The sequence below is a fragment of the Phycicoccus sp. CSK15P-2 genome (assembly GCF_016888005.1).
Taxonomy (GTDB): domain Bacteria; phylum Actinomycetota; class Actinomycetes; order Actinomycetales; family Dermatophilaceae; genus Phycicoccus.
Genome location: NZ_JAFDVE010000019.1, coordinates 42,301 through 68,411 on the forward strand (window position 1 = coordinate 42,301; position 26,111 = coordinate 68,411).

General features: G+C 73.7%; 21 protein-coding genes. 4 read left to right on the top strand and 17 right to left on the bottom strand.

Features of this window, described 5'->3' with window-relative positions; genetic code table 11:
* Nucleotides 1-2: 2 nt before the first annotated feature.
* The 4 genes from aroQ to JQN72_RS11395 form a co-directional block, all read right to left on the bottom strand.
* Nucleotides 3-446, bottom strand: a complete 444-nt coding sequence (aroQ, locus tag JQN72_RS11380) for a type II 3-dehydroquinate dehydratase (protein WP_204135310.1) — start codon at nt 444-446, stop codon at nt 3-5.
* Between the two features lie 47 nt (nt 447-493).
* Nucleotides 494-3,118, bottom strand: coding sequence for a DUF4153 domain-containing protein (locus tag JQN72_RS11385; RefSeq protein WP_307812632.1), 2,625 nt, complete (start codon nt 3,116-3,118; stop codon nt 494-496).
* A 23-nt stretch (nt 3,119-3,141) separates the two neighbouring features.
* The gene (locus JQN72_RS11390) at nt 3,142-3,834 is read right to left on the bottom strand and encodes a response regulator transcription factor (RefSeq protein WP_204135312.1); all 693 of its coding nucleotides are present in this window, start codon (nt 3,832-3,834) and stop codon (nt 3,142-3,144) included.
* 166 nt (nt 3,835-4,000) lie between these two features.
* A complete protein-coding gene (locus JQN72_RS11395) occupies nt 4,001-4,954 on the bottom strand; it encodes a GlxA family transcriptional regulator (protein ID WP_204135313.1) in 954 nt (317 codons plus the stop codon).
* A gap of 82 nt (nt 4,955-5,036) precedes the next feature.
* On the opposite strand from JQN72_RS11395, the gene JQN72_RS11400 reads away from it, so the two are divergent.
* Nucleotides 5,037-5,240, top strand: coding sequence for a hypothetical protein (locus JQN72_RS11400; protein ID WP_204135314.1), 204 nt, complete (start codon nt 5,037-5,039; stop codon nt 5,238-5,240).
* Here the strand turns inward: JQN72_RS11400 and JQN72_RS11405 are convergent.
* The 11 genes from JQN72_RS11405 to JQN72_RS11455 all read right to left on the bottom strand — a co-directional run bounded on the left by JQN72_RS11405 (nt 5,224) and on the right by JQN72_RS11455 (nt 16,211).
* Entirely contained in the window at nt 5,224-5,979 is a 756-nt protein-coding gene (locus tag JQN72_RS11405) for an SRPBCC family protein (protein WP_204135315.1), read from the bottom strand. The two genes, JQN72_RS11400 and JQN72_RS11405, sit on opposite strands and share 17 nt — an antisense overlap.
* Before the next feature lie 7 nt (nt 5,980-5,986).
* Nucleotides 5,987-6,832, bottom strand: a complete 846-nt coding sequence (locus tag JQN72_RS11410; RefSeq protein WP_204135316.1) for a xanthine dehydrogenase family protein subunit M — start codon at nt 6,830-6,832, stop codon at nt 5,987-5,989.
* Nucleotides 6,829-9,309, bottom strand: coding sequence for a xanthine dehydrogenase family protein molybdopterin-binding subunit (locus tag JQN72_RS11415; RefSeq protein WP_204135317.1), 2,481 nt, complete (start codon nt 9,307-9,309; stop codon nt 6,829-6,831). The genes JQN72_RS11410 and JQN72_RS11415 overlap by 4 nt, the downstream gene beginning before the upstream one ends.
* Complete coding sequence (locus JQN72_RS11420; protein WP_204135318.1) at nt 9,306-9,791, bottom strand: (2Fe-2S)-binding protein; 486 nt, start codon at nt 9,789-9,791, stop codon at nt 9,306-9,308. The genes JQN72_RS11415 and JQN72_RS11420 overlap by 4 nt, the downstream gene beginning before the upstream one ends.
* A gap of 171 nt (nt 9,792-9,962) precedes the next feature.
* Nucleotides 9,963-11,111 (bottom strand): XdhC/CoxI family protein, encoded by a 1,149-nt coding sequence (locus tag JQN72_RS11425; protein ID WP_204135319.1) that lies wholly within the window; start codon nt 11,109-11,111, stop codon nt 9,963-9,965.
* Complete coding sequence (locus tag JQN72_RS11430) at nt 11,104-12,237, bottom strand: VWA domain-containing protein (protein ID WP_307812634.1); 1,134 nt, start codon at nt 12,235-12,237, stop codon at nt 11,104-11,106. The genes JQN72_RS11425 and JQN72_RS11430 overlap by 8 nt, the downstream gene beginning before the upstream one ends.
* A 3-nt stretch (nt 12,238-12,240) precedes the next feature.
* Entirely contained in the window at nt 12,241-13,131 is an 891-nt protein-coding gene (locus JQN72_RS11435) for a MoxR family ATPase (RefSeq protein ID WP_204135320.1), read from the bottom strand.
* Nucleotides 13,132-13,195: 64 nt separating this feature from the next.
* Nucleotides 13,196-13,534: a DUF202 domain-containing protein gene (locus tag JQN72_RS18910; RefSeq protein ID WP_204135321.1), complete on the bottom strand. Its 339-nt coding sequence runs from the start codon at nt 13,532-13,534 to the stop codon at nt 13,196-13,198.
* Nucleotides 13,531-13,911: a YidH family protein gene (locus JQN72_RS11445; protein ID WP_204135322.1), complete on the bottom strand. Its 381-nt coding sequence runs from the start codon at nt 13,909-13,911 to the stop codon at nt 13,531-13,533. Before JQN72_RS11445 ends, JQN72_RS18910 begins: the two co-directional genes overlap by 4 nt.
* A gap of 52 nt (nt 13,912-13,963) precedes the next feature.
* Entirely contained in the window at nt 13,964-14,554 is a 591-nt protein-coding gene (locus JQN72_RS11450) for an NTP transferase domain-containing protein (RefSeq protein ID WP_204135323.1), read from the bottom strand.
* Between the two features lie 46 nt (nt 14,555-14,600).
* The gene (locus JQN72_RS11455; RefSeq protein WP_204135324.1) at nt 14,601-16,211 is read right to left on the bottom strand and encodes a choice-of-anchor I family protein; all 1,611 of its coding nucleotides are present in this window, start codon (nt 16,209-16,211) and stop codon (nt 14,601-14,603) included.
* 144 nt (nt 16,212-16,355) lie between these two features.
* Between JQN72_RS11455 and JQN72_RS11460 the strand changes: the two genes are divergently transcribed.
* The gene (locus JQN72_RS11460) at nt 16,356-17,462 is read left to right on the top strand and encodes a DNA glycosylase AlkZ-like family protein (protein WP_204135325.1); all 1,107 of its coding nucleotides are present in this window, start codon (nt 16,356-16,358) and stop codon (nt 17,460-17,462) included.
* Nucleotides 17,463-17,514: 52 nt separating this feature from the next.
* Here JQN72_RS11460 and JQN72_RS11465 read toward each other — a convergent pair whose 3' ends face one another.
* Nucleotides 17,515-17,937 (bottom strand): hypothetical protein, encoded by a 423-nt coding sequence (locus JQN72_RS11465; protein ID WP_204135326.1) that lies wholly within the window; start codon nt 17,935-17,937, stop codon nt 17,515-17,517.
* A gap of 284 nt (nt 17,938-18,221) precedes the next feature.
* Between JQN72_RS11465 and JQN72_RS11470 the strand changes: the two genes are divergently transcribed.
* Complete coding sequence (locus JQN72_RS11470; protein ID WP_204135327.1) at nt 18,222-18,500, top strand: DUF4212 domain-containing protein; 279 nt, start codon at nt 18,222-18,224, stop codon at nt 18,498-18,500.
* Complete coding sequence (locus JQN72_RS11475) at nt 18,497-20,200, top strand: sodium:solute symporter family protein (protein WP_204135328.1); 1,704 nt, start codon at nt 18,497-18,499, stop codon at nt 20,198-20,200. Before JQN72_RS11470 ends, JQN72_RS11475 begins: the two co-directional genes overlap by 4 nt.
* Before the next feature lie 299 nt (nt 20,201-20,499).
* Here the strand turns inward: JQN72_RS11475 and JQN72_RS11480 are convergent, their stop codons facing one another.
* On the bottom strand, nt 20,500-26,046 hold the full coding sequence (locus JQN72_RS11480; protein WP_204135329.1) for a carboxyl transferase domain-containing protein: 5,547 nt from the start codon (nt 26,044-26,046) through the stop codon (nt 20,500-20,502).
* Between the last annotated feature and the right edge of the window lie 65 nt (nt 26,047-26,111).

Here is a 26,111-nt window from a genome sequence, read left to right on the forward strand (position 1 = left end):
GGTCACCCGGTCGCGTGCTCCGCGACCCAGGTGACCGCCTCGGCGTACCCGGGGACGCCCCGTCCGATGACGTGGTGGTCGCAGACGTCGGTGAGGTAGGAGAAGTGCCGGAACTCCTCGCGCGCGTGGATGTCACTGATGTGCACCTCGACCCTCGGCACCCGGCAGGCAGCGAGCGCGTCCCGGACCGCCACCGACGTGTGGGTGTACCCGGCCGCGTTGAGGACGATCCCGGCGATGCCCGCCCGGCCCTCCTGGACCCAGTCCACGAGCGTCCCCTCGTGGTTGGTCTGCCGGAAGTCGACGACCATCCCGTGGGCCTGCGCGGTCTCCCGGCAGAGCGCCTCGACGTCGGCCAGGGTCTCGTGCCCGTAGACCTCGGGCTGCCGCTCGCCGAGCAGGTTGAGGTTCGGGCCGTTGAGCACGAGCACGGTGCGGGCGTCCATGGTCGGCGAGCATGCCATGCCATCGCCCCCCACCGGTCGAGCCGGCGTCAGCGGCTGTAGCTGTCGCTGAGCAGCGGCGCGCAGGAGGCGGCGGAGCGCACGTCCGGGTCGACGACGGGCAGGTCGGCGACGGCGGCGTCCGCGCGGAGCCGGCCGACGTTGGCCTCCAGCCAGTCCTCGCCCGCGCCGTTCGCGAGGTCGACGACGCGGTCACGCAGCACACAGGCGGCCATGTCCCGGGGCAGCCGCTCGGCGATGACGGGGGCGGCGTCCGCGGAGAGCGTCGACAGGTAGAGCGTGTCGACCTTCCCCGTGGCCTCGAAGCGGTCGATGTTGCGGGCGGCCACCCACCCGTCCGGGTTCATCGCGGCGAAGCCGAGGGTGAAGACCGCGCCGGAGACGAGGACGACCCGGGCGACCCAGCCCCAGGAGAGCCGCAGGACGGCACCGAGCATGAGCAGGACGACGAGCCCGAGCCACAGCTCGACGCCGTCGACGAACAGCCGCAGGACGGTGAAGCCGAAGGCCTCCTGGTACAGCGACATGCCGTAGAGGGCGGACGCGACGACCGCGAGCGTGCACGCGCCGAGCAGACCGAGCAGCACCCGGATGGCGAGCCGGTCGCCGCGCGTGCGTCGCGAGGCGACCCGCAACGTCGCCGCCATGACGAGCACGGTGAGGAACGTCGCGACGGTCAGCTGCCCGAACCCCTGGTGGACGTACTCGGCGTGGGTGAGGCCCTCGGTCTCGCGCAGGTAGGTGCGCCCCCCGAAGATCGCGGTGCCCCGGGCGACGAGGAACCCGACGAAGAGCAGCACGACCCCGGCGACGGGCACCCCCCACTCCCAGACGGCCCGGGACCGGGGGGCCGCGCGCAGGACGACCCGGTCAACGACCGGCGGGTTGAGCGCGAGGTACGCCCCGGCCAGGGCGACGCCGCCGACGAGGACGAAGAGGAACGTCCGCCCGACGATGCTGTCCCAGCCGAGGTCGGGCACGAGTGCCTCGGCCCACGCGCCGAAGAGGGAGTCCGCGGTCGCGAAGAGGCCACCGAAAACGACGAGGAGCAGGGCGGTGACGGCGGCGGTGCGCAGCACGGGCCAGAGGAGCCGCCCCCGCCCGGTCGCGCTGAGGGTGCGGCCGAGCAGGGGCAGCCCGCGCAGCCCGGAGAGCGGCCAGGCGGCACCGCTCGCGACCATCGCGAGGACCCCGTGGGCGCGGGTCAGCCCCACCGCGGCGACGGTGACGCCGGCGAGGACCGACAGGACGACCACGCCTCCGGCGTCGCGGACCAGGGTCGTCGTCGCGAGCAGTGCGGCCGTGACGCCGCAGGCGACGGTCCAGGGGTGTCGCCGGTTCCGCGCGACGACCCACATGAGCGCACCGGTGGCGAGCAGGACGAGCCAGGTGGCGAGCCCGATCTCCCGGTCGAACCAGGTGAGGGCGGCGAACCCGCCGATGCCCAGCGCGGCGACGAGGGCCCCGGGTCGCGGCCGCTTGTCCGGCTCGGGCCAGAACCGCTCGACGAGGGCGTCGGTCGCCCCGGGGCCGTCGCCGTACGGCGCGGGGGCCGGGGGCGCGGCCGGCGGAGGCGCAGGGGACGGAGCGGGGATCGGGGTCGTCGGCACGGTGGCCTCCTCTGTCGTGGGGCGGGGCGCGGCGGTCCCGTCGCGCAGGTGGGTCGGACGGTCGGGTCTCGGGGTGACGGGCATCGTGACCCGCAGATGGGCGCCGGGGGCGTCCGCGGCGGTCGGGACGACCTCGACGCGGCCGCCGTGCAGCTCGCACACCCAGCGGACGATCGCGAGGCCCAGCCCGGTGCCTCCTCCGGAGTCGTCACCGGTTCCGAAGCGCTCGAAGACCCGATCGGCGCGCTCGGCAGGGATACCGGGTCCGTCGTCGTGGACGTCGAGCACCCAGGTGCCGGGTCCCTCGGCGCGGGCGGAGAGCCGCACCTCACCGGAGGGCGGGCTGTGCCGCACCGCGTTGTCGACGAGGTTGGCGACGAGCTGGGCCAGGCGCGCGGCGTCGGCGCTCACGGTGAGGTCCGCGGGCTCGACGCCGTGGGTGAGCCGGACCGGACGCTCCGTCACGGCGGACTCGGCGGCGACCCGGGACAGGACGTCCCCGACCCGGACCGGCGCGAGCGTCAGGGGGGCCACCCCGGCGTCGATCCGGGACAGGTCGAGGAGGTCGCCGACGAGGTCGCTCAGCCGCTCGGCCTGCGCGAGGGCCGCGGCGAGGTTCTCCGGACCGGGCGTCACGACGCCGTCGGCGAGGTTCTCCAGGAGTGCGCGCTGCGCGGTGAGCGGTGTCCGCAGCTCGTGCGAGACCGTGGCGACGAGCCGGCGGCGCTCGAGGTCGGCGCCCGCGAGGTCGGCCGCCATCGCGTTGAAGGCGTGCGCGAGCTGGCCGACCTCGTCCGACGAGGTCGCGGTGACCCGCTGCCCGTAGTCGCCGGCGGCCATCCGCCGGGCGGCGGCGGTCATCTCCCGCAGCGGCGCGGTCATCCCGCGGGCCAGCCACTGGGTCACCCCGAGGGCCGCGGCGATGGACACGGGGACGCTGGTCCACCACGGGACGCCCGCCTGCCGGGCGACCCCCGCCACGACGACGGACGCGACGACGCTGACCCCGACGAGCAGCCCGAGCTTGACCTTGATGGAGGTCACCCCGTCGAGCGGACGGTCGGGGTTCACGCGCCCGGCTCCAGGGCGTAGCCGACGCCGTGCACGGTGCGCACCCGGTCGGCACCGATCTTGGCGCGCAGCGCCTTGACGTGGCTGTCCAGCGTGCGGGTGCCGGAGGCGTCGCCCCAGCCCCACACCTCGCGCATGAGGACCTCCCGCGATCGGACGGCGCCGGGCTCGGCCGCGAGCGAGCACAGGAGGTCGAACTCGAGCGGCGTGAGGTGCACCGAGGCGCCGTCGACGGTGACCTTCCGGGTCGCGGGGTCCACGACGAGGCCGCCGACGTCGACCCGGCCGGTGGCGTGCGCGAGCGCCTTGGCCCGCTCGACCCGCCGCAGCAGCGCGCGGAGGCGGGCGACGACCTCGCGCATCGAGAAGGGCTTGGTGACGTAGTCGTCCGCGCCGACGCCGAGCCCGACGAGCAGGTCGGTCTCGTCGTCGCGTGCGGTGAGCATCAGGACCGGCACCGGGCGGACCGCCTGGATGCGGCGGCACACCTCGAGGCCGTCGAAGCCCGGGAGCATGACGTCGAGCAGCACGACGTCCGGCGCGTGCTGCTCGAACGCGGTGACGGCGCCGGGCCCGTCGACGGCCGAGACGACGACGAACCCCTCGGCGCGCAGCCGGTCGGTCACGGCCTGGTTGATCGTCGGCTCGTCCTCGACGACGAGCACGGTGGTCGGGGTCCCCTCGGTCATGGGCACGAGCGTAGGGAGCGTGGGGTGCGGGCCGTGGGTGGCTCGTGTGGAGATCGTGTGGAGATCGGAGGCACGGGGTGGGCGAGGTGCCGAACGGGCGCGACCGCGCTCCGCGCCACCGCGGCCCGGCTGCGCGACCCGGTCGACCACCCCTGAGCCGGCCGGCTCAGCCGGGGACCCGGTGCTGGCTGCGGAACGCCGTCGGGGACAGCCCGGTGCACCGGGTGAAGTGGTGCCGCAGCAGCGCGGCGGTGCCGAAGCCCGCCTCGCTCGCGACGTGCTCGACCGGCAGGTCGCTCTCCTCGAGCAGCTCGCGGGCCCGCAGGACGCGCTGGTCGACCAGCCACTGGTGCGGCGTGGTTCCGGTCTCGGCGACGAACCGGCGGGCGAAGGTCCGGGGCGACATCGAGGCCCGCCGTGCGAGGGTCGCCACGGTGTGCTGCTCCCCGAGGGTCTCCGCCATGAAGCCGAGGACCTCGCCGAGCGACTCGGCCTCGGTCGTCGGCACCGGTCGGTCGATGAACTGGCGCTGTCCGCCGTCCCGGTGCGGTGGGACGACCATCCGCCGCGCGATCCGGGTCGCGACGCCCGTCCCCAGCTCGGTGCGCACCAGGTGCAGGCAGGCGTCGATACCGGCCGCGGTGCCCGCGCCCGTGATGATCCGGCCGTCCTGGACGTAGAGGACATCGGCGTCGACGGTGACCGCCGGGTAGCGCTGCGCCAGGTCGGCGGCATCCCGCCAGTGCGCTGCCGCCCGCCGGCCGTCGAGGACCCCGGCGGCAGCGAGGGTGAACGCACCCGAGCACAGGGACAGCACCCAGGCACCCCGGTCGACCGCGTCGCGCAGCACCTCGACGACCGCGGGAGACGGCGACGCGGCCGCCGGGGAGGCCGGGACCGCGACGAGGTCGGCGTCGCCCACGGCGTCGAGGCCGTGGGCCGCGGTCACGCTCGTGCCGTTGCCCGAGGACAGTGGACCCGGCCGCTCCGCACAGACCCGGAAGTCGAACGGCTCGATGCCCTCGTCGGAGCGGTCCATGCCGAAGACCTCGTCCAGCACGGCGTACTCGAAGAGCTGGACGGGCTCCTGCAGCAGCACGGCGACGGAGCGGAGGGGCATCCGCCGAGTATGGCAGGTTCTTGACGGAGTTCGGCATTCCTGCCACTCGTGGCAGGTACTGCATGGTCGTCAAGATCGAGCCATGAACACCGTCATGGCCATCGCCCAGCTCCTGCTCACCCTCGCCGGCATCGCCGTCGTCGTCGGCCCCGTCGTGGTGCTCACCGAGATGGCCCATCGCCGGGCCGAGGCAGAAGGCCGCACCTGGCGCTCGTTCCCGCCGGACCCCGAGGACGCCGACGCGCGGCGCCTCGCGGACGACCTCCGGTTCAGCCGCGACCGATGAGCCAGCCGATGACGACGCCCACGACGCCGACGACGACGTAGGGGGCGTACGTCCGGACGAGCACCGGCAGCACCGTGGCGCCGAGGTCGAGAGCGCCGTCGTCGGACGAGGCCTTCGGCGCCGGTCGGGGGGCCGGGGCAGGGGTCGGGGCCGCGGGAGCGGCGCCGGCACCGGGGGCCGCGGAGGTCGACACCGCCGCGGGCTCGGCGTCCGTGGCCGGCACAGCGGCCGCGCCCTCGGCGGCGGGTTCGGTGGCCGGCGCCGATGCCGGCTCCTCTGCCGCCGGCGCCGAGCCGGCCTGGGCCAGCTCGCCCTCGATGCACGAGATGAACTGGCCGAGCAGCTTGTCCGAGACGTCCTGCATCACGCTGCGTCCGAACTGGGCGGGCTTGCCGGTGACGGCGAGGTCGGTGGCGACGTCGACCTTGGTCCCCGAGCCCTCGGGCGCGAGCTGGATGGTGACCGTGGCCCCGGCCGTGCCGTTGCCCCGCTTGTCCTTGCCCTTGGCCTCGATGACGGCGTGGTGCGCAGCGTCGTCCTTCTCGACGAACTGGCCACTTCCGGAGTACTGCATCGCGATCGGGCCGAGCTTGACCTTGACGGTTCCCGAGAACCCGTCGTCGGTCACCTCGGTGACGGTGGCACCCGGGAAACACCCACCGACCCGTTCGAGGTCCATGAAGGTGTTCCAGGTCGTGTCGACATCGGCGGGGACGGTGAACGAGTGAGTCAGCTCCATGGGTGCATCATTGCATCGCACTCCGGACGGCGCGGCGAGTGAGCACGGTCGCGAGATGCCGACGGTAGTCGGCATCCCCGTTGAGGTCGCTGGGCGGGCTGGTCCCCTCGGCCGCCGCGGCGCAGGCATCGGCGAGCCCCGAGTCGTCCTTCCCCACCAGGGCCTGCTCCACCGCCGTGGCGCGCATCGGGGTGGAACCCATGTTCGTCAGGCCCACCTTGGCCTCCGCGATGGACCCGCCGTCGACCCGTACCGCCGCGGCGACGCCCACGATGGACCACTGGTGCGAGACCCGGACGAACTTCTCGTACGCGCTGCCCCAGCCGGTGTGCTTCGGGACACGGATCTCGGTGAGCAGCTCGCCGTCGCCGACCGCGGTCTCGAAGAGGTTCCGGAAGAACTCCGCCGCCGGGACGGTGCGCTCGCCGCCCGGTCCGACGACGACGAGGGTGGCGTCGAGTGCGAGGACCGGCGCCCCGACGTCGCCCGCGGGGTCCGCGTGGACGAGCGCGCCACCGATCGTGCCGCGATGGCGGATCTGTGGGTCGGCGACGGTCTCGACGGCCCGGGCGAGCAGCCCGGCGTGCTCGGCGACGAGAGGGTCGGCGACGACGTCGCTGTAGGGCGTCATCGCCCCGATGGCGAGGTGGTCACCACCGTCGCGCACGCCACGCAGCGCCTCGATCCGGCCGAGGTCGACGACCGTCTCGGGCGCGCCCAGCCGCATCCGCAGGATCGGGAGCAGCGACTGGCCGCCCGCCATCACCTTGGCGTCGTCTCCGGCCTGCGCGAGCGCCGCGAGGGCGTCCTCCAGGCTCGTCGGGGCCACGTAGTCGAATGCTGCGGGGATCACTGCACCACTCCGTCCGTCGTACCGGCCGCGGGATCCTGGTTGGGGGCCCCTTCGTCGAAGTGCGCCTGCTGCGCGGGGGTCGTGTCGGCGTGCTGGGTGCCGCCGCCGGACCGGATCGCCTTCCACACCCGTTCGGGCGTGCACGGCATCTCGACGTCGTCGACGCCCATCGGCCGCAGAGCGTCGACGACCGCGTTGACGACCGCGGGAGTCGACGCGATGGTCCCGGCCTCGCCGACGCCCTTGGTCCCGAGGCTGTTCGACGTCGACGGCGAGGTCGTGTGGTCGGTGACGAAGCTGATCGTGTCCGCGGAGGTCGGGAGGGTGTAGTCGACGAACGAGCCGGAGACGAGCGTGCCCTGCTCGTCGTACTCCGCCCCCTCCCAGAGCGCCTGGGCGATGCCCTGGACGAGCCCGCCGTGCACCTGCCCCTCGACGATGAGCGGGTTGATAATGGTGCCGATGTCGTCGACGCAGACGTACGTGCGCATCCTCGTGGCGCCGGTCTCGGTGTCGACCTCCATCGCGCACAGGTGGGTGCCGTGCGGGAAGGAGAAGTTCACGGGGTCGTACGTGGCGTCGGCGTCGATGCTCGGCTCGACGCCCTCGGGGTAGTCGTGGCCGGTCCAGGCGGCCAGCGCGACGTCGGTGATGCCGACGCCCTTGTCGGTGCCCTTGACGGTGAACCTGCCCTCGGTGAACTCGAGGTCGTCGACGCTCGCCTCGAGCATGTGCGCGGCGAGCGGCCTGGCCTTCTCGATGACCTTGTCCGCGGCCCGCACGAGCGCTTCGCCGCCGACGACGAGCGATCGCGACCCGTAGGTGTCCATGCCCTTCGGCGCGATCTGGGTGTCGCCGTGCAGGACCTCGACGCTCTCGAAGGGGACCCCGAGCCGGTCGGCGACGATCTGGCTCCACGCCGTCTCGTGGCCCTGGCCGTGCGCCGACGCCCCGGTGACGACCTCGACCGTGCCGGTGGCGAGCATCCGGATGCTCGCGCTCTCCCAGCCGCCGGCGCCGTAGTCGAGCGAGCCGAGCACCCGCGACGGGGCCAGGCCGCACATCTCGGTGAAGGTCGAGACGCCGATGCCCAGCTGCACCGGGTCACCGGACTCCCGCCGCCGCTGCTGCTCGGCCCGCAGCTCGTCGTAGCCGAACAGCTCCTTCGCCCGGGCGGTCGCGGCCTCGTAGTTGCCGGAGTCGTAGGTCATCCCGGCGACCGTCGTGAACGGGAACTCCTCGTGCCCGATCCAGTTCTTCTCGCGGATCTCGAGAGGGTCGACCCCGACCTCGGCGGCGAGCTCGTCCATGAGCCGCTCGATGGCGTAGGTCGCCTCGGGCCGGCCCGCGCCGCGGTAGGCGTCGACCCACGTCTTGTTCGTGTAGTAGGTGGTGCAGTTGAACTGGTAGGCGCCGAACTTGTAGATGGAGTTGAACATCCACGCGCCGAGGACGGGCACGCCGCCACCGACGATGGCGGCGTAGGCGCCGAGGTCGGCCATGAGGTCGACCTTGAGGGCGGTCACGGTGCCGTCCTTCTCGGCGGCCAGGGTCAGCTTCTGCCACTGGTCGCGGCCGTGGTGCGCGGAGACCATCGTCTCGGAGCGGGTCTCGGTGTACTTGCACGGCTTGCCGAGCGTGCGGGCCACGGCGAGCGTGACGAACTCCTCGGGCGTCGACTGCAGCTTCCCGCCGAACCCGCCGCCGACGTCCGGGGCGATGACCCGGATCTTGGACTCCGGCAGCCCGGTGGTGGCGGCGATGCAGAACCGCAGGACGTGCGGCACCTGGGTCGCCGACCACATGACGACCTGCTCCCCCGTGGGGTCGACGACCGTCGAGCGTGGCTCCATGAACGCGGGGATGAGCCGCTGCTGCCGGTACTCGCGCTCGATGACGATGCCGCTCTCGCGGGCCGTGGCGATCGCCTCGTCGACATCGCCGCCACTGCCCTGCGCCGCGGAGTCGAGCTGCCAGAAGGCGCTCTTGTTCGTCTCCAGCGCGGGGTGGGCGAGGACCTCGTCCGTCGCGGCCCGCTTGAGGTCGAGGACCGCGGGGAGCTCCTCGAGGTCGACGTCGACGAGCTCGGCGGCGTCGCGTGCCTGGGCCGCGGTGCGGGCGGCGACGACGGCCACGATCTCGCCGGCGTGCGCCACGCGCTCGAGCGGCATCGGCAGGTGGTCGGGGGTCTTCTGGTCCGGGCTGATCGGCCACGCGGTGATGTTGACGCCCTGGATGTCGGCGATGTCGGACCCGGTGAGGACGGCGATGACGCCCGGCGCGGCCTTGGCGGCGGCGGTGTCGACCCCGTTGATCGTCGCGTGCGCGAAGGGGCTGCGCACCATCGCGAGGTGCAGCATGCCCGGGAGCTGGATGTTGTCGGTCCACCGCGTGCGCCCGGTGACCAGACGCCGGTCCTCCTTGCGCCGGCGGGCGGTGCCGATCTCGGCGGTGGGACGGTCGTCGACGGCGGTCATCGGGCCCCGCTCCCCTCGCCGGAGGTCGAGCCCGCGACGGCGGCCACGGCCTTGACGATGTTGTGGTAGCCGGTGCAGCGACAGAGGTTGCCCTCCATGCCCTGGCGGATCTCGTCCTCGGTGGGGTGCGGGTTCTCGGTGAGGAGGTCGACCGCCTGCATGATCATGCCGGGGGTGCAGTAGCCGCACTGGAGGGCGTGGTTCTCGTGGAAGGCCGCCTGCATCGGGTGGAGCTCGCCGTCGACCGCGAGGCCCTCGATCGTCGTGACCTCGTGGCCGTCGGCCTGGACGGCGAGGACGTTGCAGGACTTGACGCTGCGTCCGTCGAGATGGACGGTGCAGGCCCCGCAGTTGCTCGTGTCGCACCCGACGACGGTGCCGACCTTGCCGACCACCTCGCGCAGGTAGTGGACGAGCAGCGTCCGGGGCTCGACCTCGTCGGTGTAGGGGACGCCGTCGACGCTGACGGTGATCCGAGTCATCCTTGACTCCTTCGCAGGGGACCGATGTCGTACTCGTGATCTTGCTTCACGCACCCCCCGCTGACAAGCGCTTCCCGGCGTCCCCACCGGTCAGGCGCCCCGGGGACGCGGCGCATGCCCCCGGGGGCACTTGCCCGACGGGAAAGCCGTCGGACCCCGCCCGCTCGCCGGTCAGGTCGCGTGGTGGTGGATGGGCCCGCCGACGTCCTGGAGCCGCGACCCGCCACCGCCCCACTGGAGGGCGACGATCTCGGCGGCGATGGACACGGCCGTCTCCTCCGGGGTCCGCGCGCCGAGGTCGAGCCCGATGGGGCTGGACAGCCGCGCGAGCTCCGCCTCGGTCATCCCCGCCTCGCGGAGCCGCTCGAGCCGGTCCTCGTGGGTGCGTCGGCTGCCCATCGCCCCGACGTAGGCGACCTCGGGCAGGCGGAGGGCGACCTCGAGCACCGGGACGTCGAACTTCGGGTCGTGCGTGAGCACGCAGACGACGGTCCGGGCGTCGACCGCTCCGGCCTCGACCTCGCCCTCGAGGTACCGGTGCGGCCACTCGACGACGACCTCGTCGGCCGCCGGGAAGCGGCTGGCGGTGGCGAAGACGGGCCGGGCGTCGCACACCGTCACCCGGTAGCCGAGGAAGCTCCCGACGTGCGCCACCGCGGCGGCGAAGTCGATGGCCCCGAAGACGAGCATCCGCGGGCGCGGCGCGAAGGCCGAGACGAAGACCCGCATCCCCTCGCCGCGGCGCTCGCCGTCCGGCCCGTACGTGAGGGTCTCGGTGCGCCCGGCGGCGAGCAGGCCGCGGGCGTCGTCGGTGACCGCGGCGTCGGCACGTGGCGAGCCGAGGCTGCCGGGCGCGGCCGCGCCGTCGGACCGTTCGTCGTCCTCCGGGCGCACGACGATCCGGCGTCCGAGCCACGCGGGGTCCGGGTGCTCGATGACGGTCGCGACCGCCACCGGGCGTCCGGCCTCGACGTCCGCGGCGACGTCGCCGAGGCCGGGGAAGGTCTCCTGCGACACCTTCTCGACGAAGACGTCGAGGATGCCGCCGCAGGTGAGGCCGACGGCGAAGGCGTCGTCGTCGGAGACGCCGTAGCGCTGCAGCACTGGGGTGCCGTCGGCGACGACCTCCTGCCCGAGCTCGTAGACCGCGCCCTCGACGCAGCCGCCCGAGACCGAGCCGACCGCCTCGCCGCCCGGCCCGACGAGCATCGAGGCACCGGCGGGTCGAGGGGCGGAGCGGAACGTCGCGACGACCGTGCCGACCCCGACGGTCTCGCCGGCCCGCCACCAGTCCATGAGCTCGCCCAGGACGTCACGCATCCGCGACCACCTCCGTGAGTTCGGTCAGTGCCGCCATGGAGTGTCCGGCGACGAAGTCGTGAACGTGCGGCAGCACCGCCATGATGCCTCCCTGGACCGGCTCGTACCCCGCCTTGCCCCGATGCGGGTTCACCCAGACCACCCGGTGGGCCACCTGCGCGAGGCGGCGCACCTGCTCCCCGAGGGCCTCCGGGTGGTCGCGCTCCCAGCCGTCGCTGAACACGACCACGACGGCTCCACGGGCCATCCCGCGGCGGCCCCACCGGTCGAGGAAGGCCTTCAGACCCTCGGCGAGCCGGGTCCCACCGGACCAGTCGGGGATGCTCCGGCCCGCCGCGACGATGGCCCGGTCGGGGTCGCGGTGCTGCAGCGGCCTGGTCACGTGCGTCAGCCGGGTCCCGAGGGTGAAGACCTCCGTGGGCACGCCGGACACGCAGTAGACGTGCGCGAGGCGGACGAGGGCGTCGGCGTAGGGGGTCATCGACCCGGACACGTCGACGAGGAGGACGACGCGCCGTGGACGGGCCGCCCGACGCCGCCAGGCGATGTCGCCGGGCTCACCCATCCGCTGCAGCGTCGAGCGCAGCGTGCGGCGGGCGTCGACGCCCCCGCGCCGCGCGCGGGACCAGCGGTGCGCCCGCCGGCGCGGCGCCCGGGGGCGCAACCGGGCGAAGAGCGCCGCGAGCTGCTCGCGCTCGGCGCGGGAGAGGGTCGCGACGTCCCGATGGCGGAGCACCTCGACGGCACTCGCCCGGGCCGTCGTGACGTCCTCGTCCCGACCGTCGGCCGCGTCGGGGGCCCCGGCGTCGAGCCCCGCCACGGGTGTGGACCGGCGGACGGGCTCACGCGGCGTGGTGCCTGCCCGGGTGCCGCCGAACCACTCGGCGAAGACGAGGTCGTGCCGCTCGAGGTCGGCGGGTGAGCCGCACAGTGTCGACCGCCCGGCGTGGTGCACCGCGCCCGGGTCGTCGAGACCGAGTGCGGCGACGGCCTCCAGGTAGGTGCGCTCGCGGTCGGCCGTGACGTGGACGCCGGCGGCGCGCAGCGCCCGGGCGAACCCGAGGAGCAGCTCCTCGGGGGGCCGGACGTGGTCGGCCACGTCCGGGTGGGCGGGGGTGTCGGCCACGGCTCAGCGGGTGAGCAGGACGTCGAGGGCCTTCTTGACCCGCTCGGCGTCCTCCCGGTACTTCACCGCGACGCCGAGCGTCGCTGCGGCGGTCGCGGTGTCGAGGGTGCGGGTGCCGAGCTCGTGCAGCGCCCGTGCCCAGTCGAGGGTCTCGGCCACGCCGGGCGGCTTGAGCAGCTCGCGGTCCTCGCGCACCGCGTGGACCGCCCGGACGACCTGGGCCGCGAGCTGCTCGGACACCTCCGGGGCCCGGGTGCGGACGATCGCGAGCTCGCGCTCGATCCCGGGGTGCTCGAGCCAGTGGTAGAGGCAGCGGCGCTTGAGCGCGTCGTGCAGCTCGCGGGTGCGGTTCGAGGTGAGGACGACGACCGGCGGGGTGGCGGCCGCGACCGGGCCGAGCTCGGGGATCGTCACCTGCCAGGTGGACAGCACCTCGAGGAGGAAGGCCTCGAACTCGTCGTCGGCGCGGTCGACCTCGTCGACGAGGAGGACCGCGGGCGCCTCGCGCAGCGCACGGAGCACGGGTCTGGCGAGGAGGAACCGCTCGTCGAAGAGGTCCGCCTCGAGCGTCCGGATGTCCTGCGGCCCGCCGGACACGGCCTCGAGGGCGCGCACGTGGAGGATCTGGCGCGGGAAGTCCCAGTCGTAGAGCGCCTGCGAGGCGTCGATGCCCTCGTAGCACTGGAGGCGGATGAGCGGCAGGTCCATGGCATCGGCGAGGGCCTCGGCGAGCGCGGTCTTCCCGGTGCCCGGCTCGCCCTCCATGAGCAGCGGACGGCCGAGACGGAGCGAGAGCCACGCGACCGTGGCCAGGGCCTCGTCCGCGAGGTAGCCGACGCCGCCGAGCCCGGTCGCGAGATCGGGGGCCGTGGCGAACGTCGTCCTCGGGTCCATGGCCCCAGCATCACCCACGAGGGGGTCCCGGGGAAGGGCGACCGTCGTACCGGCCGGGGAGGTGTCAGGACAGCCGGACGACGGCTGCCGCGACCTCGCCGAGCGCGAGGGCACCCAGCACGACCGCGACGACCCCGGGCAGCCGGCCGTCCGCGAGGACGGCGAACTGCGGATCGTCCGGGTGGCTCCGCGACATCCCGCGCGACCTCAGCGCCTCGACGACGACCCAGCCCGCGAGCGCCGTGACGAGCAGCGTGGGGGCGACGACGAGCGGCCCGAGGGTCTCGAGCGTGAGCCGGCCGATCGTCAGGGAGCCGATGACGAGGGCGAGTCCGGTGCGTCGCCAGGCGAGCGTCGTGCGCTCCTGCTGCATCCCGCGGTCACGCTGCACCTCCTCGCTCACCCGCCGACCCCCCGCAGGAGGCTGCTCACGGCGAGGACGGTCCCGACCAGCGCGACGGCGACGAGCACGACGGCCATCGCCGGGTTCGCGGGCAGTGTCGTGTTCTCGCGCATGGCGCGCTCGGTGCGTGCCCAGGTGCGGAAGGACGTCACCGCGACGAGCAGCCCGGCCGCGGCGAGGAGCCCGGCGAGGAGGTACTGGACGGTGTCGTGGAGCGGGAGGTCCAGCGCGTCGAGGGCGGCGGCCCCCGCGAGGAGCGCCAGGCCGGTGCGGATCCAGGCGAGGAACGTCCGCTCGTTGGCCAGGGAGAAGCGCGGGTCGGGGTCCGTGCCGTGGCCGTAGACGCTCGCCGGCCACCGTCGCTTCTCCTCGCTCATGGCCCCATGATGTCGGAGACCGCGCCGCCGGCCCCCACGGGCCGAGTGCGGGTCAGCCGTCCAGGGCGTCCGGAGTGTCGGCGTCGGCACCCGTGGCGAGGTCCCCGCACTCGACCGGTGTCGGCGGATGCGCGGCCAGGTGGTCGCGGGCCCCGCGGTCGCCGCGGGCGGTCGCCACGACCGGCTCCCAGTGCTCGCGGCCGAGGACGACCGGGTGGCCGGGAACGCCCTGGTAGGTCGCACGCAGGAGCACTCCCGGCCCCACGCCGCGTCCGGCGCCGAGGACGCGGCGGTAGACCCGGGTCCCGACGTCGGGCAGGTCGACGAGGGTCACGAGCGCGGCGTCGAGGTCGGGAGGCGCGGCTTCCGCGAGGTGGCCGAGCCCGGCGCGCAACGAGGCACCCATTCCCTCGTCCCAGTCGTCGGCGACGACGACCTGCGCCCCGGCCGCCTCGGCGACCGCGCGGGGCTCCTCGACGGCTGCGCCGAGGACGACGACGACGTGCTCGAGCCCGGCTGCGACGAGCCGGTCCAGGGTGGTCTCGAGCAGCGTCGGGCCACCGGGGGTGGGCCGGACGAGGGCCTTCGGGCCACCCATCCGGCGCCCGGCCCCGGCAGCGAGGAGCAGGCCGGCCGTGCGCATGCCGGCCAGCCTGCCAGCCCGCGTCCCCGCATGCGGATCGGGTCGGTCAGCGCGTCGCGACCGACCAGATCGTCGTCGTGCCCGACACCTCGTTGCCGACGACGAGGAGCGGGGACCGGTTGGGGCTCTGCGAGGCCGGGATGAACAGCACGCCCTCGGGGCCGAGATCACCGGCCTCACCCGCCTCGGCGTCGGCCGCGGGGTCGGTCGACCGGTTCGACGCGTAGCCGGCCACGCGCCCGTGCGCAGGGTCGGTGACGTCGATGGCGACGATGCCGCTGGTGCGCTCGAGCCCGACGAACGCGTAGGTGCGCCCGCGCAGCCGGCCGAGGTCGAGGCCCTCGGGCTCCGGGCCCTTGTCGTCGCTGCGGCTGTCGACGGAGTCGTTGTCGTCGTTGTTCGCGTTGAACAGCGACGGCTGCTGCTCGGCGACGAGCTGCTCGAGGGCGTCGCCGGAGTCCCAGACGAGCCTCCCGGTGCGTGCGTCGCGGACCGACACCGAGCGGGCACCGAAGGCGTCGAGCCCGGTGTAGCCGTCCGGCCCGTGCGCCGAGGTGGTGGTCACGGTGAGCCGGCCGAGGGCACCCTTCTCCTGCAGCGCCGCGGCGTCGGGGAAGGCCGCCGGGTCGAGGGTCAGGTCCGCGACGCGCTCCTCCTCCGCGAAGCAGTCGTACTCGCGGGCGTCGCCCTCGTTGGCGGTCACGAGGTAGGTGTGTCCACCGGACGTGTAGTGGCCGAGCGAGTCCGGCTGGTACAGGCCGCGGACGGGCCGGGGCGCGATGTGCACGCCGCCGTCCTTGTCGGAGGCGTCGAGCCCCTGCCCGGTCGTGTCGTGGTCCTTCGTCCCGAGCGGTGCGATGCGGGTGACCCGGGCGGAGCGCAGGTCGACCGTGGCCACGGCGTTGTTCTCCTGGAGGGTCACCCAGGCGGTGCGTCCGTCGGTGGTCACGTACTCGGGCTCGAGGTCCTGCGAGACGGTCGCACCCGGCCCGAAGACCCGGACCCCGGCGGCGCGGAGCCGGTCCGCGTGACGGTCCCAGCGGTGGAAGTCGGCGGTGCGCACGACGGCGCGCGCGGGCCCGCGGCGGAGGTCGACGACCGAGACGCTGCCCTCGGGGTCGGACTGTCCGGCGCAGTACCCCTCGGGCTCGCCCTCGTTCGCGACGACGGCGTAGTGGCCGTCCGGGGTGAAGGTCACCATGTCCGGGAGGGCGCCGACGGTGACCCGCCCGCGCTCTGCGCCGGTCCGGGCGTCGAAGAACGCGAGGCTGCCGGGGGCGGTCTTGTCGTCCGCCTCCTCGGCGACGGCGACGAGCCCGCGGTGCACCGCGACGCTGTTGGCGCCCGGGGTGTCGAGCGTGGCGACCCGGCGGGGCCTGGCCGGCCGCGAGATGTCGAGGACGTCGACCGTGCCCGCGCCCGAGCTGACGACGAACAGCCGCTGGGTGGCGGGGTCGTGGGCGGTGATCTCGGAGCCGCCCTCGTCGAACAGGCCGGTCCGGTAGGTGCCGAGCGGGGTGAGCACGACCTCCGGGGACCGGCCGGGCCCGTGGTGGTGGCCACCGGCCAGGGCGGGGGCCGGGCCGGCGAGCAGCGCGGTGGCGGCGAGGGACGTCGTGGCGAGGACGGCGACGGGGGCCGTGGGGCGCAGGCGCATGGCCGGGGACGGTAGGAGCGCTGCACGGCCGGGAGGTGGATGCTGGATGACGGGCCGATGGCGCGACGGTGTCGGCGCGGCGACCCCGTTGGGGCGATGCGGCGGCGTCGGAGCCATGACGGACGGCGCAGCTAGGGTCGGTGGATGGTGCAGCGGCTGTCGCGGTCCGACGCCCGCCGCGTCGCGGTCCGGGCCCAGCTCCTCGGCCACGACCGGCCGCGCGATGCCCTCGAGGTCGTCCGGCACCTCGCGTGCGTCCAGATGGACCTCACCGCCCATGTCGCCCCGAACGCCGACCTCGTCCTGTGGAGCCGGCTCGGGGCCGCCTACTCCCCGGGGTCGCTCGACGACCTCCTCGAGGCGCGTGAGCTCGTCGAGGTGCGCGGCTTCCTCCGCCCCGCCGAGGACGTCGCGCTGTACCTCGCCGAGATGTCGGAGTGGCCGGGCAGTGAACCGCTCGAGGACTGGCAGCGGCGGCTCGAGGGATGGGTGGCCGACAACCACGCCTGCCGCGACGACGTCCTGACCCGCCTCCGCTCCGAGGGCCCTCTGCCGGCACGCGACATCCCGGACACCTGCGCGCGGCCGTGGCGCTCGTCCGGGTGGACGAACAGCAAGAACGTTCAGCGGCTGCTCGGCCTCATGGAGGCCCGTGGCGAGGTCGCGGTGTCGTCGCGGGAGAACCGGGAGCGGGTGTGGGACCTCGCCTCACGGGTGTACCCGGAGGTCGAGCCCCTACCGCTCGCCGAGGCCGCCGCCGAACGGGACCGGCGCCGGCTCGCCGCGCTCGGCATCGCGCGGGCGTCGGCGGCGGAGACGCCGGGCGAGCCGAACCACGTGGGCCGGGCCGGCGTCGAGGCCGTGGTCGAGGGGGTACGCGGCCGGTGGAGGGTCGACCAGACCCTGCTCGATGCGTCGTTCCACGGGCGGACCGCCCTCTTGTCCCCGCTGGACCGGCTCGTGTTCGACCGGAAGCGGGTCTCCGAGATCTTCGCGTTCGACTACCAGCTCGAGATGTACAAGCCCCCGGCGAAGCGCCGGTGGGGCTACTTCGCCCTGCCGGTCCTGCACGGTGACCGTCTCGTCGGGAAGGTCGACGCGCACAGCGACCTCGACGCCGGGCTGCTGCGGGTGCACGCCGTCCACTGGGACGTGGAGCCCACCGCGGCGATGCGCGACGGCGTCGATCGCGAGCTGCGGTCGCTCGCCGGCCTCGTCGGGGTCGACCTCGCACGGGACGACGGCCCGTGAGCGACCCCGGTCGGTGCGATCACCAGCGGGGCTCCGGGCCGGGAGACTCGGGTCAGGCCTCGGCGGGCTGCATCCAGAGCTGCCGGCTGCCGACCGCTGCCAGCACCCCGGCCCCGAGACACATCACCAGGCCCGGGCCCGGGAGCCAGCCGGCGAACCCCACGAGCGACAGCAGATGCACGATCTGCCACCCCGTGAGCCCGACGGCGACCACGGCCAGCACGAACCCCTGGAAGGCCGAGATCCGCCGCTTGGGCATGAGCGCCCCCGCGAGGCCGAAGACGGCTGCGTAGGCGACCCACAGCCCCGCCCCGCGCGAGCCGTTGACGGTCCCGAGCGCCGTGTAGATCCACGGCAGGAAGGACCCGAGGAGCGCCATCGCGGAGGCGAGGAGCAGCCGTTTGCGACCCTGCTCCATCCGGCCGCGGGTGCGCGTGGTCGGAGCGGGTGCGGGAGCGGCGGTGCTCTGGCTCATGCCCGGGATGGTAGGCGCCCGCCGCACGCCGTGTCCGCAGCGCGCAGAGGCGGACGGGACGAGCGGCGAGCCGCGGCCGACGAGTGGCCGGATCCGACCGCTCGTGGCGTCGGACCGACCGTTCGTCGTGGGGTGGCGCCCTTCACACCCCCCGGCCGACCGTTCGCCGCAGGTTCGGTGCGCCTCCCCTCCACGTCGTTGAGTTGCCAGCCCGCGCAGAGTTTCATTGCGGCCAACCGGGCCGGACAGGGGCTCGGCGGATTCGCAAGGAGGCGAGTTCCCGTATGGACGACCGACAGCGCCAGGAGTACTGGCGCAAGAACCTCACCTTGATGAGCGTGCTGTTGGTGATCTGGGCCCTGGTGTCGTACGGCGCCGGGATCCTCTTCGTCGACGCCCTCAACAAGGTCAGCTTCCTGGGCTTCCCCCTGGGCTTCTGGTTCGCGCAGCAGGGCTCGATCATCGTCTTCGTCATTCTCATCGGTGTCTACGTGTGGCGGATGGACAAGCTCGACGCGGAGTACGGCGTCGAGGAGTACGAAGGCGAGGTGCACCACTCGTGACCGAGATCCAGCTGTGGACGCTCGTCTTCGTCGTCATCACCTTCAGCCTCTACATCTTCATCGCCTACCGCAGCCGGGTGTCCGACACGGCGGGCTTCTACGTCGCCGGCGGTGGCATCCCCGCCCCGGCCAACGGTGCGGCCATCGCCGCGGACTGGATGAGCGCCGCGTCGTTCATCTCGCTCGCCGGCATCGTCGCCTTCGCGGGCAACGGCTACGGCGGGTCCGTCTACCTCATGGGCTGGACGGGCGGCTACGTGCTGCTCGCCCTGCTCCTCGCGCCGTACCTGCGCAAGTTCGGGAAGTACACGATCCCGGACTTCGTCGGCGACCGGTACAACGAGACCGCCCGCCTCGTCGCGGTCGTGGCGGCGATCGTCGTGTCGTTCGTCTACGTCGCCGGGCAGATGGCCGGCGTCGGCGTCGTCTTCACACGCTTCCTCAGCGTCAACACGACGACGGGCGTCGTCATCGGCATGGCGATCGTGTTCTTCTACGCCGTCCTCGGCGGGATGAAGGGCATCACCTGGACCCAGGTGACGCAGTACACGGTCCTCATCATCGCCTACATCATCCCGGCGGTCGCGGTCTCCGCGAAGGTCACCGGGGTCGCCCTCCCGCAGATCGGGTTCGGGACGATCCTCGACGAGCTCAACGGGCTCCAGGCCGACCTCGGGCTGGACTCGTACACCGAGGCGTTCACCCAGACGTCGATGGCGAACATGGTGCTCATCACCGCGGCGCTGATGTTCGGCACGGCGGGCCTGCCGCACGTCATCGTCCGCTTCTACACGGCGAAGTCCGTGCGGGCGGCGCGCTACTCGGCGCTGTGGGCACTGTTCTTCATCGCGCTGCTCTACACGACCGCCCCGTCGGTCGCGGCGTTCTCGAAGTACAACATCATCAACGAGCTCGGTGGCACGAACGGCATCGCGCTCTCCGAGGCGCCCTCGTGGTTCACCACGTGGGCGGACGTCGGGCTCATCACCCAGTCGGGTGAGGCCGCGGCGCCGATCTCGGAGCTCGCCTCCGACGCGACCATCACGTTCACCGACGTGACGATCAACAACGACATCATCGTCCTCGCGAGCCCGGAGATCGGCGGCCTCCCCGCCCCGATCGTCGGCCTCGTCGCGGCCGGTGCGCTCGCCGCGGCGCTGTCCACCGCGTCCGGTCTGCTGCTCGTCATCTCGTCGTCGGTCGCGAACGACGTCTACTACAAGAAGATCAACCCGCAGGCCTCCGAGAAGCAGCAGCTGCTCGTCGGCCGGATCGCGATGGGCGCGGCGATCGTCGTCGCCGGCTACCTCGGCATCAACCCGCCCGGGTTCGTCGCCCAGGTCGTCGCCCTCGCCTTCGGGTTGGCCGCGGCCAGCTTCTTCCCGGCGCTGGTCCTCGGGATCTTCTGGAAGAACTGCACGGCCATCGGCGCCATGACCGGCATGATCGTCGGCCTCGGTGTGACGTTCGCGTACATGCTGTGGACGATCCCGATCTACGGCGGCTCCGACGGCATCCTCGGGATCCCCCCGACGGGTATCGGCACGATCGGCATGATCATCAACTTCGTCGTGACGATCGTCGTCTCGCAGGTGACGCCGAAGCCCTCGCCCGAGATGCAGGAGCTCGTCGAGGAGATCCGCTACCCCGGCCGCACCAGGCTCGTCGCGGCCCACGCGGAGGGCAAGGACCTGCACTGACGGTCCCCCTCCCACGGCGGACGGGCCGGTGACCTCGGTGGTCACCGGCCCGTCGTCGCGTGTGCGGCACGTCCGAACTTTCCGGCCCTGTGCGGCACGTCCGAACTTTCCGGCCCTGTGCGGCACGTCCGAACTTTCCGGCGCGGTGCGGCTCGTCCGAGCTTTCCGGCGCGGTGCGGCTCGTCCGAACCTTTTCGCCTGGTGCGGGAACCCTCGGTCACGCACCCCGAAGTTCGGGGTGCGTGACCGAACCTTCCGGCATGAGGCGAGAAAGTCGTGGCGGGTCGGTGGGCGGGCGCTCAGACCCGAGCGGCGTCCGCGGCCGGGACCTCCCCGGGGTCGAGCTCGGCCTCCAGCGCCGCGATGATCCGCGGACGGAGCTCCTCGGGCGCGATGACGGCGTCGACCGAGCCGACCTCCACCGCCCGGTGGATGTCGTGGACGCGGTCGAACTCGGCGGCCACGGTGCCGAGCATCTCGGCCCGCACGGCCTGGCGGACGGTCGCGAGCTCGGTGGCGAGCACCGGACGCTCGGCGGCGTCGGCCTCGCGCAGCCGGGCCTCGAGGTCGCCGACCCTCGGGTCGGCCGCGGTGCGGGCGTCGACGTCGCGCGCGAAGACGACCGCCGCGGCCGGCGCCCCGCCGATGACCGACGCGAACGAGCCCTCGACGGCCAGCACCGTCATCCGCTCGTTGAGCGCCTTGGAGAACACGACGAACGCCCCGCCGTGGTAGCGAGAGACGACGACGAAGACGATCGGGCCCTCGAAGTTGACGATCGCCCGACCGATCTCGGCGCCGTACTCGAGCTGCAGGGCCCGCATCGACTCCGGTGAGCCGTCGAAGCCCGACAGGTTCGCGAGGACGACGAGCGGCCGGTTGCCCGACGCGGCGTTGATGGCCCGGGCGGCCTTCTTCGACGAGCGCGGGAAGAGCGTCCCGGCCGTGTAGGTGTCCGGGCCGTCCGTGGGTGGGAAGCCGCGCCTCGGCACCGACCTCGACTCGATGCCGAGCAGCGCGACCGGCAGGCCACCGATCCGGGCGTCGAAGACGACCGCGGTCTCGGCGTCGGCCATGCCGGCCCAGCGCTCGAGCGTCCCGTGGTCCTGGTCGGCCACCGCGCGCATGAGCGTGCGGATGTCGAAGGCCTTCTTGCGGTCGGGGTTGGTCCGCGCCGAGAAGATGTCGCCGACGGTCGTGAAGTCGCTGCCGTCCATCGCGTGGGGGTACGTCGTGACGTCGCGGTCGACCGGGTCGCTCGTCGGGGCCCGCCGGGGGCCGGACTCCCCGGGCGCCACCCAGGTGGACTCGTAGTGCGCGAGGAGGATCCCGTAGGCGTCGGCGAGGTCCTTGGCCCAGTACTGCGCCTGGCCGTTCGGGCCCATGACGCGGTCGTAGCCACCGATGCCGAAGTTGTCCTCGGCGCTGACCCCGCCGGAGAAGTCGAGCGACTGCTTGCCGGTGAGCACCATCGCCGAGTCGGGCGTCATGACGAGCACGCCGCGGGTGTGCATGAGCATCGTCGCCTCGGCGTTCCAGTACGGCTGGGCCCCGACGTTGATGCCGGCGACGACGACGTTGATCTCGCCGCCGGCCTGGGTGAACTCGACGATCCGCTTGAGCGCCTTGGCGACCCAGTCCATGTTCTCGGTGCCCGAGTCCATCGCGATCCGGGCGCCGGCCGACAGGGCGAACCACTCGACCGGCAGGCCGCGCTCCTCGGCGAGGTCGATCGCCGCGATGACCCGCCGGCACTCGGCCTCGGCCACCGACCCGAGCGACCGCAGCGGGTCGCCGCAGAGCAGCACCCGGGTGACGCCCTCGGGGTGCAGCGGGGTGGGCGTCGTGACGACGCCGCAGATCAGCCCGGCCGTGTTCTCGCCGTAGGGCCGGTCGACCGGGACGAGCCGGCCGGTGTCGTCGAGGTCGTACTCGACCGCCTCGCCCTCGCCGCCCGCGATCATCGACACGAGCTCGTACGGGTAGACCAGGCCGCGCCGGCGCGCCCGGACGACCTTCTCGTCGTAGGCGTCGAGCGGCCGCAGCCGCTCGGTCGGCGGCTGCTCGACGGTGAAGGTGACCCCCGAGCCCGGTTGGTACATGAACCGGGCGCAGATCGGGACGGTGTGCCCGTGGTCGCCGGCGATCGAGCCCTCGATCCGGACCTCCTCGACCCCGGCGCCGGCGGTGATCGGGGCCACCTTGCCCTGGAGGGCGGTCAGCTGGTCGAGATCGGCCTCGACCGGCGGCCAGATGTGCAGCCACACGTGGTTCATGTCGAGACGTGCCCCGCCGCCGATCGTCGCCCGGGCACGCCGCACCGCCTCCAGGCAGTTCGCGAGCGCCCGCTCGACGTGCGGCAGGGCGGCGACCCGGCCGTCCTCGCCCCGGACGACGGCCAGCTGGCGCACCTGGGCGAGCGCGACGAGCCGCTGGTCCTGCGGGTTGTCCCGGGCGACGGCGTGGATGAGGAGGACGTCGTCGGGCGCCTCCAGCCGCGAGATGTCGAAGTCGCGCAGCCGCCAGAGGTTGAGCCGTCGGCCGACCATCGGATGCACCCCGCGCACCGGGAGGTCCTCGAGGAGCGAGCCGTCCTCCTGGGCCCGGAAGGTGAAGTAGCCGACCTCGCGGTCGTCGTCCGGGACGACGCCGACGGCGACCCGGCGGCAGGCGTGGGCGAACGGCATCGCGGTGAGCCGGTCGCGCAGCGCCTCCGAGGCGGCCTCCGGATCCGACGGCATGTCGCCGTAGTGGAGGTAGAGGTCGACGACCACCTGGTGCCCCGGCTGCCGGGCGGCGACGGCCCGTTCGAGCAGCCCGGCGAGCGGCCCGTCCGGCGTCAGCTCGTCGTAGGTCGCGACGGTGCTGACGAGGCGGGTGTCGCGCTCGTCGAGGCGGTAGTCGGCGACGACCACGCTGCGACCGTCGACGGCCTCCTCGTGCAGCCCGTCGAGGTGGTACTCGCGGTAGTGCCGCTTGACGAGCACCTCGAGCATCGGCTCGGCAGTCGTCACGCCCCGGGCGCGCAGCCGGTCGCCGAGGAAGCGGACGATGCGCTCGGGGATCGCGGCGAGGGCGTCGATCCGAGCCGTGCGGTCCGGGCCCGGGGGCAGGGCGTCGATCTCCTCGAGCTCGGCCTCGACCGAGCCCAGGACGGAGGCGCGATCGGCGTCGACGAGCGGCTGGTCGAACCACCGGAACCGGACGCTGCGGGCGAGGTCGCCGACGATCGGGAAGCGCAGCTGGGTCGCGACGACGAGGCGGTCCAGAAGGTCGCGGACCTCGGCGTCCTCGGGCGGCTCGGGCGCCGGCTCGGCGAGCCAGCGGCGGAGGATGGCCGTCGCCATCGCGACCTCGGGCGTCGAGCGCTGTTGGGAGAGGAAGACCCGGAAGACCGCGCCCTCGAGGTCCGGCGTCCGGTCGAACCCGGAGACGCCGTGGTGGACGAGCACGCGCTCGAGCCGCGCGACGAAGTCCGCGGGCAGCCCGCCGCGCTCGGTGTCGAGGGTCTGGAGGAAGGTACGGAAGTGCTCCCGCGGGCTGTGCACCCGGTTCTCGACGTGGGTCTCCTGGCCGACCGGGCGGTTGCGCCCGAGCTCCGCGAGGTCGGCGAAGACGGTGAGCAGCGCGACCTCGTCCCTGACCGCGACGGCCCCGTCGCCCGCCAGCTCGTCCCGGGCCGCGAGGTAGGACTCCAACGCCCGGGACTCGTGCGCCGGGTCGAGGTCGTAGCCGAGGATCATCGCCGACAGGTCGGCGATCCCCCGTTTCGCGCGCTGGGCGGCGTCGCCGTCGCTGGCGGCCTCCGGCAGGTCGAGGTCGACCTCGGCGCCGGCCGGCGTGTCGGCCTCGGCGGCGTCCTCGACCGGCTCCAGGCGGACGAGCGGGGCGCCGGTCTCGACCTGGCTGCCGGTGGCGACGAGCAGCTCCCTGACCCGTGCCGGGAAGGGCGCCGGCAGCACGGTCTCCATCTTCATCGACTCGAGGACGAGAACCGGGGACCCGGCCGCGACCTCGCCGCCGACCGGCACGGGGGTGGCGACGACCAGGGCCGGTGCGGGCGAGCGGAGCACGCCGCCCTCGTCCCGGCTGACCCGGTGGGTGACGCCGTCGACCTCGACGAGCTGCACGGGTCCGCTGGCCGCGGTGACGAGCCGGTGGGTGCGGTCGCCCACCCGGAGCCGGCTGCCGTGCTGCCCGATCCGCTCGAGCTCGGCCTCGACGGCGTGGCCGACGCCCGCGGGGTCGGCCACCGTGACCCGGAAGCGCGCCGGGCCGGTACGAAGCACGGTCACCTTGTAGGCCGTGCCGCGCAGGGTGAGGTCGACCGCTCGCCCCACGGCGTGCTGGACCTGCGGGCGACCGCCGCGCGCGGTCTCGAGGAGGCGGGCGCGTTCGATGGCCTCGGCGTCGAGATAGGACTCGATCCCGGCGGCGACGAGCGCGACGCCGGAGTGCTCGGTGGCGACGAGCCGCCCCTCGGCCCGGACCCGGTCGATCCATCCGGTGTCGGCCGTGCCGTCGATGACCTCGGGCTGGGCGAGCAGGTCGAGGATGAACGACTTGTTCGTCGCGCCGCCGTCGATGACGACGGTCGTCTCGCGCATGGCCCGCCGCAGCCGGGCCAGCGCCTGCTCGCGGTCGGACCCGTACGCGATGATCTTCGCGATCATCGAGTCGAAGTCGGCCGGGATCGAGTCGCCTTCCGCGACACCCGTGTCGACGCGGATGCCGGGGCCGGCCGGGAGCTCGAGGTGGACGATCCGCCCCGGCGCCGGGGCGAAGTCGCGGTCGGGGTCCTCGGCGTTGAGGCGCGCCTCGACGGCGTGCCCGAGCTCGTCCGGGCGCTCGCCCTCGAGCCGGCCGCCCTCGGCGACGTGGATCTGCAGCCGGACGAGGTCGGTGCGGGTCACGACCTCGGTGATCGGGTGCTCGACCTGGAGGCGGGTGTTGACCTCGAGGAACGCGAAGAGCCGGTCGCCCGGGTGGTAGAGGAACTCGACGGTGCCGGCGCCGGCGTACCCGACGGCGACGGCGAGCCGCTCGGCGGACGCCTTGAGCTCGGCGGCCTGGTCGTCGTCGAGCAGCGGTGAGGCGGACTCCTCGATGACCTTCTGGTTGCGGCGCTGCACCGAGCAGTCGCGGACCCCGATGGCCCAGGCCGTGCCCTGGCCGTCGGCGATGACCTGGACCTCGACATGCCGGGCGCCGGTGACGAGCTTCTCGAGGAAGACGACGCCGGACCCGAAGGCGCGCTCGGCCTCGTCGCGGGTGCGCTGGTAGGCGTCCTCGAGCTCGGCGTCGGAGGCGACCTTGCGGATCCCGCGCCCGCCGCCGCCGGCGGTCGCCTTGAGCATCAGCGGGTAGCCGATCCGGGCCGCGGCGGCCTTCGCGTCCTCGAGGGTGTCGACGCCGCCCTTGCTCCACGGGGCGACGGGGACGCCGACCTCCTCGGCGATGAGCTTGGAGCCGATCTTGTCGCCGAGCTTGCGCATGGCCTCGGGGCTCGGGCCGATGAAGGTCACGCCGATGTCGCGGCACAGCTCGGCGAACTCGGGACTTTCGGCGACGAAGCCCCAGCCGACCCACACGGCGTCGGCCCCGGTCTCCAGCAACGCGGTCCGCAGCCGCTCGTGGTTCAGGTAGGGGCGCTCGGCCGCCGGGCCGAGGTCGTAGGCGAGGTCGGACTCGCGGACGAACATCGCCGTCCGCTCCCCCTCCGTGTGCAGGGCGACGACCTCGGTGCGCGGCTCCCCCGTTCCCCGCTCGGCGTTGAGGTCGCGCACGGCGTGCACGAGCCGCATCGCGGCCTCTCCTCGGTTGACGACGGCGATCCGCGAGAACATGCGCCCGAGCCTGCCACCGATCTCCCGTGACGCGCGAGTAACGGTCGCGCCCCGTGGTGTCGCCC